Consider the following 14,167-nt stretch of genomic DNA (forward strand, 5'->3'; position numbering starts at 1 on the left):
CGTGTCGTTCGCACGGCCCGCGCTGTACGACGACAGCACCACGCGGCTGCGTCCCGTCCGCACCTGGGTACAGCCCCGCGTGACCGCCGCCGCTGCCTGCGTCGTGCTCGGCCTCGGGCTCATCGGGGGCGCGGCCACCGGAAGTTGGCTGACCGGCGGCTCCGAAGGGACGGGCACCACGCGGAACGCGTACGCCGTGGCGGGCGAGCTCTGGCACAGCGTGCCCGTCGACCAGCTCTTCCCCGCCACCATCAAGGGAGAGGGCGCGGGCCCCGGCGGCGCCGACCGCACCTGGACCCGGGTGGCGGTCGCCCCCGACTCCCCCTGCAAGAGCGCCTTCGACCCGCTCCTGCGCAAGGCACTCGCCCCCGCGGGCTGTCTGAGGCTGCTGCGCGCCACGTACACGGATGCGACCCGCAGTCATGTCACCACCGTGGGCCTGCTGTTCACCAAGGCCGACGCCGACGCCATGCGTTCGCTGCGCACCCGCTTCACGGAGGAAGGCCTCGACCGGCGCCCCGACCTGATGCCACGGCCGTACGCGGCAAAGGGCACCCCGGCCGCGGACTTCGGCGACGCACAGCGCGCCTCCTGGACCGTGTCCGTGCTCCCGGACGCCCCCGTCGTCGCCTTCTCCGTCTCCGGGTTCGCCGACGGCCGCACGGTCACCGAACCGGAGCCCGCCGAAGAGGCCATGGAGACGTCCACCACCTCCCCCCCCGCCCAGGCGGGCCTCGGACACGAGGCGAAGGGCATCGCCGACCGCGTCGAGCGGCGTCTGCGCAAGACCATCGCGGCCACGGAGAAGCCCTCATGAGAATCCGCCGACTGGGCGTCGCCGCCCTCGCCGCGTCGCTCGCACTCCTGCCCGCCACCGCTCACGCCGACGACGGCATACGCGCCCAGCAGTGGGCCCTCGACGCCATGCACACCAGCCAGGCCTGGCAGACCACCAAGGGCAAGGGCATCACCGTCGCGGTCCTGGACACCGGCATAGACGGCGGCCACCCCGACCTGGCCGGCAGTGTCCTCGAAGGAAAGGACATGGTCGGCTTCGGGGCGAAGCAGGGCGACCGCCCCTGGGCCCGGCACGGCACCGCCATGGCGGGCATCATCGCGGGCCACGGTCATGGCGCGGGCCGCGGCGACGGCGTCCTGGGCGTCGCGCCCGAGGCGAAGATCCTGCCGATCCGCGTGATCCTGGAGGACGGGGACCCGGACCGCTCGAAGGCCCGCAACACCCGGGGCAACGCCCTGGCCGACGGCATCCGCTGGGCCACCGACCACGGCGCCGACGTCATCAACCTCTCCCTCGGCGACGACTCCAAGTCCGCCCACCCGGAACCCGCCGAGGACGCCGCCGTTCAGTACGCCCTGAAGAAGGGTGCCGTCGTCGTGGCGTCGGCGGGCAACGGCGGCGAACGCGGCGACCACATCTCGTACCCCGCGGCCTACCCCGGCGTCATCGCCGCCACCGCCGTCGACGAGAGCGGCGACCGCGCCTCCTTCTCCACCCGCCGCTGGTACGCCACGGTCAGCGCCCCCGGCAAGGACATCGTCATCGCCGATCCCGACCGGGAGTACTACGAGGGCTGGGGCACCAGCGCCGCGTCGGCGTTCGTCTCGGGCGCCGTCGCCCTCATCCGCGCCGCCCACCCCGGCCTGACCCCGCCCCAGATCAAGCAGCTCCTGGAGGACACCGCCCGGGACGTGCCGAGCGGCGGCCGCGACGACTCGCACGGCTTCGGCTTCATCGACCCGGCGGCCGCGATCGCCGAGGGCGGCAAGAAGAAGCCGGACGGGCTGAAGTCGGCGGCGTACGGAGAGAAGTACTTCGGCCCGGGTCCGGACGCGGAGCGGGGCGAGGACGGTCCGGCCGGCTGGGTGGGGCCGGTCGCGGGCGGCATCGGGGTGGCACTCCTCGCGGCAGGCATCTGTCTCGGCCGGGACGGGCGCTTCCTGCGGCGCCTCCTGCCGGCGGCGCTCTACGCCGGGTGGGGCCGCCGCGTCCCGCCGCAAAGGCCCACGGACAGACCTCTGTAGGGTCGTGCCGTGGCGAACAAGAACATCCCGGACCCCGGCTTCTCCGACGACGACGGGTCCGCCGACCCCCGGCTCACCGCGGCCCTGACCGCGTGGGCAACGGACCGCACGGACCACGGCCCCGTCCTGGAGGCGCTCACCGGCGCCCGGCTGCTCGTCCCCGTGGTCGCCGTGCTCGGCGAGGTCGAGGAGGACGAGAACGGACTGCGCCGCGAGAAGTCCAGCGACATGGCCGTCCCCACCCTGAAGGCGGGCGACCGCAAGGCGCTGCCCGCTTTCACCTCGACTCAGGCCCTCGCCCTGTGGGACCCGCAGGCCCGGCCCGTCGCCGTCCCTCTGCACCAGGCGCTCCAGGCCGCGGCGCACGAGCAGGCCGACACGATCGTCCTCGACCTCGCTGGGCCCGTCCCCTACGAGATCAACCGCCCCGCCCTCATCGCCCTCTCCGAAGGCCGCCACAGCAGGGACCCGCTCGCCGACCCCGCCGTCACGGCCGCCGTGCGCACGTCCGTCGCCGCCGAGCCCGCCGTCCTGCGGGCCTACCTCGGCGCGGGCACCGCGGACGGCACCCTCGCGCTCGTCATCGACCCCTCGGCCGACCCCGCCGTGGCGGCCCAGCGCGTCGCCCGGCACATCGCGGCCGACGAAACACTGAGGGCCCGCCTGGTGAGCGGCCTCGACCTGGCACTGCTGCCTGCCGAGGCGACGCCACCGGGCGAGCCCTTCTACGTACGTCCCTGAATCACGTACCGACGTGCACCCTCAGCCGAAGACCGGGCCCGTGTACTTCTCGCCCGGACCCTGGCCCGGCTCGTCCGGAACCTCGGACGCCTCGCGGAAGGCCAGCTGCAGCGACTTCAGGCCGTCGCGCAGCGGTGCCGCGTGGAACGAGGAGATCTCCGTGGCGCTCGCGTCCATCAGACCGGCGAGCGAGTGGATCAGCTTGCGGGCCTCGTCGAGGTCCTTGTGGCCCTCGCCGCCCTCGGCGAGGCCGAGGTTCACGGCCGCGGCGCTCATCAGGTGGACGGCGACCGTGGTGATCACCTCGACCGCGGGGACGTCCGCGATGTCACGGGTCAGGGTGTCGAAGTCGGGGGAGTCACCGTTGGCGGACTCGGGGGTGGGGGTCGCGTCGCTCATGTCCCATACGATATGCGGAGCCCCACCGGGAGTGAGCCGCGGGAGTCCGCGAGGACCGTTCGGCACCGTCGGTTAGCCCGACCCCCGCGGACCTGCTAACCTTGTGTAACGACCGGCCGGATACTCGCGTGCCACGCAGAGACCCGGCCCACAAGTGGAGGCTCCGCTTCCCACCTGGCTGCTCCCCGGAGCAGCGGGTCACCGGTCAGGCGGCCGCAGTCCCCGAGACTATGGCAGGCCCGAGATGCGCCCCGCGATCACCGCGGAGGTGCTCCGGTAGTAATGGAGCCCCTTCCTGTGATCGGTTGGGGCATTTTTTATGTACTCACTCGGTTGGTCGAGATAACAGACGTAACGCGGCTGTCCGCCAGACCGCCGCGTGGTGCTACCGAGGAGGATCCATCAGCGCCGAGCCCCGCATCAACGACCGGATTCGCGTTCCCGAGGTGCGACTTGTCGGTCCCAGCGGCGAGCAGGTCGGGATTGTTCCGCTTGCCAAGGCCCTGGAGCTCGCACAGGAGTATGACCTCGACCTGGTCGAGGTGGCGGCGACCGCCCGTCCGCCCGTGTGCAAGCTCATGGACTACGGGAAGTTCAAGTACGAGTCGGCCATGAAGGCCCGTGAGGCGCGCAAGAACCAGGCGCACACGGTCATCAAGGAGATGAAGCTCCGGCCGAAGATCGACCCGCACGACTATGACACCAAGAAGGGTCACGTCGTCCGGTTCCTCAAGCAGGGCGACAAGGTCAAGATCACGATCATGTTCCGTGGTCGCGAGCAGTCCCGGCCGGAACTCGGCTACCGACTGCTGCAGCGCCTCGCGAACGACGTCGAAGAGCTTGGGTTCATCGAGTCGAACCCGAAGCAGGACGGCCGAAACATGATCATGGTCCTCGGTCCGCACAAGAAGAAGACCGAAGCCATGGCCGAGGCCCGCGAGGCCCAGGCGGTCCGCAAGGCGGACGCGAAGGCCAACCCGGGCCGATCGCAGAACTCCGCCTTGGAGGAGGAGCCCGACGAGGCTCCTGCCGAGGCTGCCGCCGAAGCACCCGCGGAGGCTCCTGCCGAAGCACCCGCCGAGGCTCCTGCCGAGGCCCGCGCCGAGGCCTGATCTCAGGACGTGAGTCCGGGGATCGCCAACTGACACATACGGTTCCCGGATGCCCGGTTTCACGACCGGGCATCCGAGTGCCACTGACGAGGAGAGAACGGCGCTATGCCGAAGAACAAGACGCACAGCGGTGCCAGCAAGCGCTTCAAGATCACCGGCTCCGGCAAGGTGCTCCGTGAGCGCGCCGGCAAGCGCCACCTGCTCGAGCACAAGTCGTCCCGTCTGACGCGTCGCCTCAGCGGCAACGCCGAGATGGCCCCGGGCGACGCCAAGAAGATCAAGAAGCTTCTCGGCAAGTGAGTCCGGGCGCATCTCGCGCCTGAACTTCCGACCGGGACCCAATCGATACCGGGTCGTGTGAGTCCAACCACGGCCCCGCTACAAGGAGTTAACAAGTGGCACGCGTCAAGCGGGCAGTCAACGCCCACAAGAAGCGTCGGGCGATTCTCGAAGCGGCCAGCGGCTACCGCGGCCAGCGCTCGCGCCTGTACCGCAAGGCCAAGGAGCAGGTCACCCACTCCCTGGTCTACAACTACAACGACCGCAAGAAGCGCAAGGGCGACTTCCGTCAGCTGTGGATCCAGCGCATCAACGCCGCTGCCCGCCAGAACGGCATGACGTACAACCGCCTCATCCAGGGTCTGAAGGCCGCCAACATCGAGGTGGACCGCAAGATCCTCGCGGAGCTCGCCGTCAACGACGCGAACGCCTTCGCGGCGCTCGTCGAGGTTGCGCAGAAGGCTCTGCCTTCGGACGTCAACGCTCCCAAGGCTGCCGCCTAGGCTGCGCGTTGGTGACCGTCACTCGGACCCGCAGGCCTCCTGGTCTGCGGGTCCGAATGCGTTCGGGATCTCTGCCCCCCTCTGCCCTCTGCCGTCCGCGGGTCGTCTCTGGCCGGTCGCGCAGTTCCCCGCGCCCCTGACGGGGCTCCACCCGAAGGTGAGTTCATGACCGCCGCCCCCGAGTTGATCTCCCCCAAATCCCCCCGCGTCAGCGCCGCCCGGCGGCTCGGGAAGCGGAACTTTCGGGGTAAGGAGCGGCTGTTTCTGGCCGAGGGGCCGCAGGCCGTGCGGGAGGGCGCCGCGTACGCGGACACGCTCGTCGAGCTGTTCGTGACCGTCGAGGCCGCCGAGCGGTACGCCGACATCGTGGGGGAAGCCCGTGCCGCGGGGGCCCGGGTGCACCTCGCCGACGAGGACGTCATCGCCGACATCTCCACGACCGTGACGCCCCAGGGGCTCGTCGGTGTCTGCCGGTTCCTCGACACCCCCTTCGAGAGCATCCTCGCCGCCCGCCCCAAGCTGGTCGCCGTCCTCGCGCACGTCCGTGACCCCGGCAATGCCGGCACCGTGCTGCGGTGTGCCGACGCGGCGGGTGCCGACGCCGTCGTCCTCACGGATGCCTCCGTGGACCTCTACAACCCCAAGTGCGTGCGCGCGTCGGTCGGTTCGCTGTTCCACCTGCCCGTCGCCGTCGGCGTACCCGTCGAGCGGGCCGTCCAGGGGCTGAAGGACGCGGGCGTACGCATCCTCGCCGCCGACGGAGCGGGCCAGGACGACCTGGACGACGAGCTCGACAAGGGCACCATGGGCACCCCCTCCGCCTGGGTCTTCGGCAACGAGGCCTGGGGGCTCCCGGAGGAGACCCGCGCACTCGCCGACGCCGTGGTGCGCGTTCCGATCCACGGCAGAGCCGAAAGCCTCAATCTCGCGACGGCGGCGGCCGTGTGCCTCTATGCGTCCGCCCGTGCACAGCGTGCGGCCGGAGGGTGCCGTTCCGTCACTCCCAGCTAGTAGGGTGACGGGCTCGGAGGCCTCCTGCGCCGGTCCGAGAGGTGGGGTACGGGGAATGAGCATCGGCACGAGCAGATCACCGGGGGTACAGGACATCCTGTCCACTCGCGCGGACCATGGCGCCCTCGGTGACCTCGGCGGGCTCGGCCTCGACCCGGACGACCTGCCGGACGGCCTCGTCGTCGCGGACGAGTCGGGCCGCGTCATCTGCTTCAACGCCGCGGCCGTACGCATCACCGCGGTGCGCGCCGACGACGCCCTGGGAGCGCCGCTGGAGCGCGCCCTGCCGTTGGAGGACCTCGAAGGCCGCCGCTGGTGGCAGCTGACCGATCCGTACGGCGGCCTGGCCACCCGCTTCGCCCAGCCCGAACGCAATCTCCTGCTCCCCGGCGGACGTGAGGTCCTCGTCTCCGCGCGTTACGTGCGCTCCGCGCCCACCGGCCCCGTCCGCCGCGTCGTCGTCTCCCTCCGCGACACCGAGGCCCGTCGCCGCACCGAGCGCAGCCACGCGGAGCTGATCGCCACCGTCGCCCACGAGCTCCGCTCGCCCCTCACCTCCGTGAAGGGGTTCACGGCGACGCTGCTCGCCAAGTGGGAGCGGTTCACCGACGACCAGAAGAAGCTGATGCTGGAGACGGTGGACGCCGACGCCAACCGCGTCACGCGGCTCATCGCCGAGCTCCTCGACATCTCCCGCATCGACTCCGGGCGGCTCGAACTGCGCCGGCAGCCCGTCGACATCGGCGCCGCCGTCGGCCGCCACATCCAGGCCCATGTCGCATCCGGCCAGGACGCCGCCCGCTTCCTCGTGCGGATGGCGCAGCCGATGCCCGATCTCTGGGCGGACCCCGACAAGATCGACCAGGTGCTCAGCAATCTCCTGGAAAATGCGGTGCGGCACGGAGAGGGAACCGTCACCATCGACGTGGCACCTTCGTCGTCCCCGCGTGAGCGGGGCGGGGCCGAGACGGCCGTGACCGTGAGCGACGAGGGGACCGGCATTCCGGAGGAATCGATGGGCCGCGTCTTCACCCGTTTCTGGCGGGGCAGCAAGCGCGGCGGGACGGGACTTGGCTTGTACATCGTGAAGGGCATCGTGGAAGCGCACGGCGGGACGATCACCGTCGGCCGCGCGCCCGGTGGCGGCGCCCAGTTCCGATTTACGTTGCCCGTGGGCACTCCGGCGTATCTCCTGTGACTCTCTGCGGTCCGCTCCTCTCGGGCCGCCACTGGTCACTGCTGATCCGCCTGAGCACGGCCCGCGGGCTCATTCACCTGCGCCACCCCCGTTAGACTCGATCCTTGGCACGTTTGCGTCCCCCTATGTGGACGATTCGTCTCCGAGTCGTAGACGGGGACCATCACCAGCCAACCGGAAGCACGGGAAGAGATGTCGGCACCGAACAAGTCGTACGACCCTGTTGAGGTCGAGGCACTGAAACCTGAAGAGATCGAGCGCATGCGGGACGAGGCGCTCGCCGCCTTCGCCGCCGCCGGCGACCTCGAACAGCTCCAGGAGGCCAAGGTCGCGCACACCGGCGGCACGTCGCCGCTGTCCCTCGCCAACCGCGAGATCGGCGCGCTGCCCCCGCAGGCCAAGGCCGAGGCCGGCAAGCGCGTCGGCATGGCGCGCGGCGCGGTCAGCAAGGCGCTCGCCGCCCGCCAGAGCGAGCTCGAGGCCGAGCGCGACGCCCGGGTGCTCGTCGAGGAGGCAGTGGACGTCACGCTGCCGTACGACCGCGTCCCGGCCGGTGCCAGGCACCCGCTGACCACGTTCATGGAGCGCGTCGCGGACGTCTTCGTCGCCATGGGCTACGAGATCGCGGAGGGCCCCGAGGTCGAGGCGGAGTGGTTCAACTTCGACGCCCTGAACTTCACCCCGGACCACCCGGCCCGGCAGATGCAGGACACGTTCTTCGTCCAGGGCCCGAAGGGCGCCAAGGACACAGCAGGCGACGAGTCCGGTGTCGTGCTGCGCACGCACACCTCGCCCGTGCAGGCCCGCGCGCTCCTCGAACGCCGTGAGCCGCCCGTCTACATCGTCTGCCCCGGCCGTGTGTACCGCACGGACGAGCTGGACGCGACGCACACCCCGGTCTTCCACCAGATCGAGCTGCTCGCCGTGGACGAGGGCCTGACCATGGCCGACCTCAAGGGCACTCTGGACCACATGGTCCAGTCGCTCTTCGGTGCGGACATGAAGACGCGCCTGCGCCCGAACTACTTCCCGTTCACCGAGCCGTCCGCCGAGATGGACATGGTCTGCTACGTCTGCCGTGGCGAGTCCGTGGGCAACCCCGACCGCCCCTGCCGCACCTGTGGCAGCGAGGGCTGGATCGAGCTGGGCGGCTGCGGCATGGTCAACCCGAAGGTGCTCACCGCCTGCGGCGTCGACCCCCAGAAGTACAGCGGGTTCGCCTTCGGGTTCGGCATCGAACGGATGCTGATGTTCCGCCACAACGTCGAAGACATGCGAGACATGGTCGAGGGTGACGTCCGGTTCACCCGGCCCTTCGGGATGGAGATCTGATGCGGGTCCCGCTTTCCTGGCTGCGGGAGTACGTCGATCTCCCCGCCACCGAGACCGGCCGTGACGTACAGGCCAAGCTGATCGAGGTCGGCCTCGAGGTCGAGACCGTCGAGCAGACCGGCGCCGGTCTCACCGGCCCCCTGGTCGTCGGCAAGGTCCTCACCATCGAGGAGCTGGAGGGCTTCAAGAAGCCCATCCGCTTCTGCACGGTCGATGTCGGCTCCGCCAACGGCACGGGCGAGCCGCAGGAGATCGTCTGCGGCGCGCGCAACTTCGCCGTCGGCGACAAGGTCGTCGTCGTGCTTCCGGGCGCCGTCCTGCCCGGCGACTTCAAGATCGCCGCGCGCAAGACGTACGGCAGGACGTCGCACGGCATGATCTGCTCCGGCGACGAGCTGGGCATGGGCGACGACGGAAGCGGCGGCATCATCGTCCTTCCGCCCGAGCACGAGGCCGGCATCGACGCCATCAAGCTCCTCGAACTGGTCGACGAGGTCCTGGACATCGCCGTCACGCCGGACCGCGGCTACGCCCTGTCGATGCGCGGCGTCGCCCGCGAGGCCGCCATCGCGTACGGCCTGCCGCTGCGCGACCCGGCGCTCCTGGACGTGCCCGCGCCGAACGCCTCCGGCTACCCGGTCAAGATCTCCGACCCGATGGGCTGCGACCGCTTCACCGCGCGGACGGTCACGGGCCTGAAGCCGGAGGCCCGCTCGCCGATCTGGCTGCAGCGCCGCCTCCAGAAGGCGGGCATGCGCCCGATCTCGCTCGCCGTCGACGTCACGAACTACGTGATGCTGGAGCTCGGCCAGCCCCTGCACGCCTACGACCGCTCCCGCATCGAGGGCACGATCGGCGTGCGCCGTGCCGAGCAGGGCGAGAAGTTCACGACGCTCGACGGCGCCAAGCGCGTCCTCGACGCCGAGGACCTGGTCATCACCGACGACCGCGGCCTGATCGGCCTCGCGGGCGTCATGGGCGGCGCCAACACCGAGATCGCGGACCACGAAGAGGCCGCCGGTACGACCGACGTCGTCATCGAGGCCGCGCACTTCGACGCGATCTCCATCGCCCGCACGGCCCGGCGCCACAAGCTGCCCTCCGAAGCGGCCAAGCGCTTCGAGCGCGGCGTCGACCCGCAGGCCGCGTCCGCCGCCGCGCAGCGCACGGTGGATCTCCTCGTGCTGCTCGCGGGCGGCACCGCCGAGTCCGGCGTCACCGAGGTCATCGCGCCTTCCGCGCCGCACACGATCGCCATGCCCGCCGATCACCCGGACAAGGTCGCCGGCATGGAGTACGGCCGCGAGACCGTAGTGCGCCGTCTCCAGGAGGTCGGCTGCGACGTCTACGGCCAGGACGCCCTGACCGTCACCGTGCCGTCCTGGCGTCCCGACCTCGCCGAGCCGAACGACCTCGCCGAAGAGGTCATCCGGCTCGAGGGGTACGAGAACCTCCCCTCGACGCTGCCCAAGCCCCCCGCGGGCCGCGGCCTGACCGACCGGCAGCGGCTGCACCGCCGCATCGGCCGCGCCCTTGCCGGCAGCGGATTCGTCGAGGCGCCGAACTACCCCTTCATCGGCGAGCAGGTCTTCGACCAGCTGGGCCTGGAGCCCGGCGACCCCAAGCGCCGGGTCGTGAAGCTGGTCAACCCGCTCTCCGACGAGGAACCCGCTCTTCGTACGACGCTGCTTCCGGGGCTGCTCGGCGCGCTGCGGCGCAACGAAGGCCGCGGCAGCCACGACCTGGCGCTCTTCGAGACCGGTCTGGTCTTCAAGCCGCGCGAGGAAGCCCGGGTCGCGGTGCGGCTGCCCGTCGACCGTCGTCCCACGGACGAGGAGATCGCCTCCCTGACCGAGGCGCTCCCCGTGCAGCCGCGGCACGCCGCCGTCGTCCTCGCGGGCGCCCGCGAGCAGGCCGGCTGGTGGGGCAAGGGCCGCCCGTCCGAGTGGTCCGACGCGGTCCAGGCCGCACGCGCCCTGGCCGCCGAGTCGGGCACCGAACTGCTCGTGCGCCAGGGCCAGTACGGCCCGTGGCACCCGGGCCGGTGCGCCGAGCTCGCCGTCGTGATCGACGGAGCGGAGCAGGTCATCGGGTACGCGGGCGAGCTGCACCCGCGCGTCGTCAAGACGCTCGGTCTGCCCGCGCGCACCTGCGCGATGGAGCTCGACCTGGACCGTCTGGAGGACGCCGGAACCGGTGTCCCGCAGGGCCCGAAGATCTCCACCTTCCCCGTCGCCACGCAGGATGTCGCGCTCGTCGTCGACGGGGATGTTCCCTCTTCCGACGTCGAGAAGGTGCTGCGCGAGGGCGCGGGTGAACTCCTGGAGTCCATCCGCCTGTTCGATGTCTTCACCGGCGAGCAGATCGGCGCGGGCAAGAAGTCCCTGGCGTACGCGCTGCGCTTCCGCGCGGCCGACCGCACGCTGACCGTCGACGAGGCCTCCGCGGCCCGTGACGCCGCTGTCGCGCTGGCGGCCGAGCGGACCGGCGCGGTGCTGCGCGGAGCGTAGTCACCGCCAGTAGTCGCCGCCAGGCGTACAAGAGGCGCATAGAAGGGCGTATCCGGGCCTCCGGGTACGCCCTTCACTCGTTTGAGTGACAAGTGAGCCCTCTCTGGCCTGATCGGCTCAGGCGGTCGACAGAATCAGTCCGGCCGCAAGGGGCGTGATCTGTACGGACTGCGCGGACTGCACGCTGATCAGGGCCTAGAGGGGGGGCATCGGCATGATCCGTATCAGGGCTGGGGCTCCCCGACGGGTGCTGCTCCGGGCAAGGAACAGGGCCAGGAGCCGGGCAAGGGGCCGCGCCGGGCTCCGGGCGAGGGCCGGGCCGAGGGTGTTCCGTGTGGACCCGACGCGGATCCGGCGCGTTCTCACGCTCGGCCTTCCCGCGGTGTGGGGCGCGGCCGCCATCACGTACAAACTCGTCTGCCCGCTCGCCCAGCGGGACGGCATCGAGGCACGGATCGTCACCAGCGCGGTCTTCTTCGCGGTCGGCGCCGGTCTGATATTGCACGTCCGCGCCTCGCTGCTGCGGGAGTTGCGCCAGCTCCGTGAGATCGCGGGCGTCGCCCAGAACGTCCTGCTGCGCCCGCTGCCGCCCCGTGTCGAGGGCCTCACGGTCGCGGCCGGGCGGCTCTCCGCGTCACGCGGCGCCTCCGTCGGCGGGGATCTGTACGAGGTGGTGGCCACCGACCACGGCGTCCGCGTCGTCATGGGCGACGTGCGCGGGCATGGCCTGACCGCCATCAGCACGGCCGCCGCGGTGCTCGGCAGCTTCCGCGAGGCGGCGCACGAGGAGCCCGAACTGCCGCAGGTGCTCAGGAAGTTGGAGCGCGCTCTGGGGCGGCATCTGCGGGAGCGTGCGCGGGCCGAGCACCCGGCGAACGGCGCTCCGGCACCGGACAGTCCGTCGGCCGAGGAGTTCGTCACCGTACTCCTGATGGAGATCGGCCCGGACGGTGAGATGACCGCGCTCAACTGCGGTCACCCCTGGCCGTACCGCCTGAGCGGGTATGCCGAGCCGCTTGCGGGAGGGGACCCGCTGCCGCCGCTCGGCCCCTTCCCGCTGCCCACCGAACTGCCCCCGCTGCACTGCGGATCGCTCCTTCCGGGGGAGGCGCTCGTCCTGCACACGGACGGCATGGAGGACGCACGGGACGCGGCCGGACGGTTCTTCCCGCTCCAGGTGGCGCTCACCGAAGCGGTGAGCATCCCGCCGGTCGCGCCCCAGGCAGTGATCCGCGCGGTGTACGACCAACTCATGCGCCACGCGGGCCGGTTGCCCACCGACGACGCCGCGCTGCTGGTACTGCGCAACGACCGCAGGAGGGTGCCGGTGCGACAGGAGGAGACGGTGCGCCGGCAGAACACCATGACGTGACGCACCGTCAACCTCCGCCGGCCATGCGCCGCCCGACCCCGCCTGTAGGTGTCGGGCAGACGACGGGGATCGGGCGGCGCCGTGAGGGCCGCCGTGCTTTTCGAGGGGGAGCCGGCGGCCCGGCCGGCCTCCTTGTGAGGAATCTCAGTCAAGCGTGACAGGAGTGGCGACGGCAGAGCGCACACCCCCCGGATTCGGACGTTCCGTTCACACCCCGTGTGAAGTCACCTCTACTACGCTGGCCACACCGAGCCACCGGAGGGCCTCCATGCAGCCCAATACCCTGCTCGACGCGATCCTCGACGAGGCGGGAATCTCCCACGCGGGCCTGGCTGCCCACGTCAATCAGGCGGGGAAGAGGCGAGGCCTCGCCCTGCGGTACGAACACACCGCCGTCTCCCGGTGGCTGAAGGGCCAGCGCCCGCGCGGTCAGGTGCCCGACCTGATCTGCGAGGTCCTCGCGGGTCGGCTCCAGCGCACCGTCACCCTCGACGACATCGGCCTCGGCGTGCCGGGCCTGCCGGCCGTCGGGCACCACTCCATGGCCTCGACGCTGTCCGGCTTCGTGGAGAGAGCCACGGCCCTGTGGCGTTCGGACGAACAGCAGCGGCCCCACCTCCTCGGCGCACCCGCGGTCACGGGAACACCCGCGGTGATGCCTGTGTGGGAGTGGGAGAACCCGCCCGAGGACGTGGACGTCTCGCGCGGCGGCAGGCACCAGGTGAGCACGGCCGACATCGACATGATGCGCGCGGCCCGCGCCCACTACGAGCAGATGTACCGCAAGACGGGCGGCATCGCGACCCGCACCCGCATCGTCGGCTTCCTCAACGCCGAGGCCGCGCCCCTGCTGCGCGGCAGCTACACGGACGAGACGGGGCGCCAACTGCACAGATCCACCGGCGGGTTGGTGGCCATCGCCGGCATCTGCGCCTATGACTCGGACGCGCACGGCCTGGCCCAGCGCTACTTCCACCAGGCGCTGCGCCTGGCAAAGGCCAGCGGGGACAGGGGACTTGGTGCCTATGTCATCGCGCTGCTCGTCAACCAGTCCCTGTTCATGCGCGAGTACCGCCAGGCGGTGGCCTTCGCGGAGGCCGCCCTGCGCGCCGCGGGGCGCGAGCTGACCCCGGCCCTCGCCTCCGATCTCTATGCCATGCAGGCCAAGTCGTACGCGCACCTGGGCGACGGCAGCAGCGCGCTGTCCTGCATTCGGCGTGCGGAAGGCGCTGCCGACCGCATCCGGCCTGGGCGCGAGCCGGACGAGACCGGCTATGTCCAGCCCGGACTCGTCAACGTACAAGTGGCGGAGGCCCTGCTCAGCCTCGGCGACCTCGCGGGAGCATACGAACATGCGGCGGCGGCGGTGGACACGCCGGCTCACGACCGGGGCCGGGTCCATCGGCTCGCCATGCTCAGCCAGATCGAACTGCGCCAGGGAAACACCGACGAGGCGGTGGCCACGGCGGTGGAAATGGCAGAGCAGGCACGGGGGATGGAGTCCCAACGGCTGCGCGACCGGCTGCGGGCCGTGCGGGAACATCTGGTACGCAGCGACTGCGCGGGCACGGCCGAGGCGGCCGAACTCATCGCCGGGGCGCTGCGCGTACCCCTGTGAGGTGAGGCGCGTACCACTGCTCTGAACACCCTCCTGCTGCGATATTGCC

The 14,167-nt window shown here is 71.2% G+C and carries 13 protein-coding genes; 12 read left to right on the forward strand and 1 reads right to left on the reverse strand.

Annotation, left to right across the window (positions count from 1 at the left end; translation table 11 throughout):
* Window position 1: 1 nt before the first annotated feature.
* The 3 genes from ACZ5WE_RS15310 to ACZ5WE_RS15320 are packed head-to-tail and all read left to right on the forward strand — an operon-like array spanning window position 2 to window position 2,784.
* Window positions 2-817, forward strand: a complete 816-nt coding sequence (locus ACZ5WE_RS15310; RefSeq protein WP_467686640.1) for a hypothetical protein — start codon at window positions 2-4, stop codon at window positions 815-817.
* Window positions 814-2,043 carry a type VII secretion-associated serine protease mycosin gene (gene mycP / locus ACZ5WE_RS15315; protein WP_467686638.1) on the forward strand — a complete coding sequence of 410 codons (1,230 nt, stop codon included), beginning with the start codon at window positions 814-816 and terminating at the stop codon, window positions 2,041-2,043. Before ACZ5WE_RS15310 ends, mycP begins: the two co-directional genes overlap by 4 nt.
* Before the next feature lie 9 nt (window positions 2,044-2,052).
* Window positions 2,053-2,784 (forward strand): SseB family protein, encoded by a 732-nt coding sequence (locus ACZ5WE_RS15320; RefSeq protein ID WP_467686636.1) that lies wholly within the window; start codon window positions 2,053-2,055, stop codon window positions 2,782-2,784.
* Window positions 2,785-2,805: 21 nt separating this feature from the next.
* On the opposite strand, the gene ACZ5WE_RS15325 is transcribed toward ACZ5WE_RS15320, so the two are convergent.
* Window positions 2,806-3,183 (reverse strand): DUF1844 domain-containing protein, encoded by a 378-nt coding sequence (locus ACZ5WE_RS15325; protein WP_467686634.1) that lies wholly within the window; start codon window positions 3,181-3,183, stop codon window positions 2,806-2,808.
* 401 nt (window positions 3,184-3,584) lie between these two features.
* Here ACZ5WE_RS15325 and infC point away from each other — a divergent pair, with 401 nt between their 5' ends.
* From infC to ACZ5WE_RS15370, 9 genes are all read left to right on the forward strand, one after another.
* A complete protein-coding gene (gene infC, locus ACZ5WE_RS15330; RefSeq protein WP_467687105.1) occupies window positions 3,585-4,295 on the forward strand; it encodes a translation initiation factor IF-3 in 711 nt (236 codons plus the stop codon).
* 105 nt (window positions 4,296-4,400) lie between these two features.
* Window positions 4,401-4,595, forward strand: coding sequence for a 50S ribosomal protein L35 (gene rpmI, locus ACZ5WE_RS15335; RefSeq protein ID WP_135330421.1), 195 nt, complete (start codon window positions 4,401-4,403; stop codon window positions 4,593-4,595).
* A 95-nt stretch (window positions 4,596-4,690) separates the two neighbouring features.
* Window positions 4,691-5,077 carry a 50S ribosomal protein L20 gene (gene rplT / locus ACZ5WE_RS15340; protein WP_114037952.1) on the forward strand — a complete coding sequence of 129 codons (387 nt, stop codon included), beginning with the start codon at window positions 4,691-4,693 and terminating at the stop codon, window positions 5,075-5,077.
* Between the two features lie 165 nt (window positions 5,078-5,242).
* Window positions 5,243-6,088 (forward strand): TrmH family RNA methyltransferase, encoded by an 846-nt coding sequence (locus tag ACZ5WE_RS15345; protein ID WP_467686632.1) that lies wholly within the window; start codon window positions 5,243-5,245, stop codon window positions 6,086-6,088.
* 55 nt (window positions 6,089-6,143) lie between these two features.
* A complete protein-coding gene (locus ACZ5WE_RS15350; protein WP_467686630.1) occupies window positions 6,144-7,286 on the forward strand; it encodes a sensor histidine kinase in 1,143 nt (380 codons plus the stop codon).
* 192 nt (window positions 7,287-7,478) lie between these two features.
* A complete protein-coding gene (pheS, locus tag ACZ5WE_RS15355; RefSeq protein WP_467686628.1) occupies window positions 7,479-8,618 on the forward strand; it encodes a phenylalanine--tRNA ligase subunit alpha in 1,140 nt (379 codons plus the stop codon).
* Entirely contained in the window at window positions 8,618-11,128 is a 2,511-nt protein-coding gene (gene pheT, locus ACZ5WE_RS15360) for a phenylalanine--tRNA ligase subunit beta (RefSeq protein ID WP_467686626.1), read from the forward strand. The genes pheS and pheT overlap by 1 nt, the downstream gene beginning before the upstream one ends.
* A 325-nt stretch (window positions 11,129-11,453) precedes the next feature.
* Entirely contained in the window at window positions 11,454-12,500 is a 1,047-nt protein-coding gene (locus tag ACZ5WE_RS15365) for a PP2C family protein-serine/threonine phosphatase (RefSeq protein ID WP_467686624.1), read from the forward strand.
* Window positions 12,501-12,768: 268 nt separating this feature from the next.
* Window positions 12,769-14,118: a transcriptional regulator gene (locus ACZ5WE_RS15370; RefSeq protein WP_467686622.1), complete on the forward strand. Its 1,350-nt coding sequence runs from the start codon at window positions 12,769-12,771 to the stop codon at window positions 14,116-14,118.
* Window positions 14,119-14,167 lie beyond the last annotated feature (49 nt).

The sequence above is a fragment of the Streptomyces sp. NPDC033180 genome (genome assembly GCF_055577645.1).

Excerpts from the sequence above, each read along its gene's own strand:
- mycP (WP_467686638.1), top strand. The coding sequence starts at position 814 with ATGAGAATCCGCCGACTGGGCGTCGCCGCCCTCGCCGCGTCGCTCGCA.
- ACZ5WE_RS15325 (WP_467686634.1), bottom strand. The coding sequence starts at position 3,183 with ATGAGCGACGCGACCCCCACCCCCGAGTCCGCCAACGGTGACTCCCCC.
- rpmI (WP_135330421.1), top strand. The coding sequence starts at position 4,401 with ATGCCGAAGAACAAGACGCACAGCGGTGCCAGCAAGCGCTTCAAGATC.
- ACZ5WE_RS15345 (WP_467686632.1), top strand. The coding sequence starts at position 5,243 with ATGACCGCCGCCCCCGAGTTGATCTCCCCCAAATCCCCCCGCGTCAGC.
- ACZ5WE_RS15350 (WP_467686630.1), top strand. The coding sequence starts at position 6,144 with ATGAGCATCGGCACGAGCAGATCACCGGGGGTACAGGACATCCTGTCC.
- pheS (WP_467686628.1), top strand. The coding sequence starts at position 7,479 with ATGTCGGCACCGAACAAGTCGTACGACCCTGTTGAGGTCGAGGCACTG.
- pheT (WP_467686626.1), top strand. The coding sequence starts at position 8,618 with ATGCGGGTCCCGCTTTCCTGGCTGCGGGAGTACGTCGATCTCCCCGCC.
- ACZ5WE_RS15370 (WP_467686622.1), top strand. The coding sequence starts at position 12,769 with ATGCAGCCCAATACCCTGCTCGACGCGATCCTCGACGAGGCGGGAATC.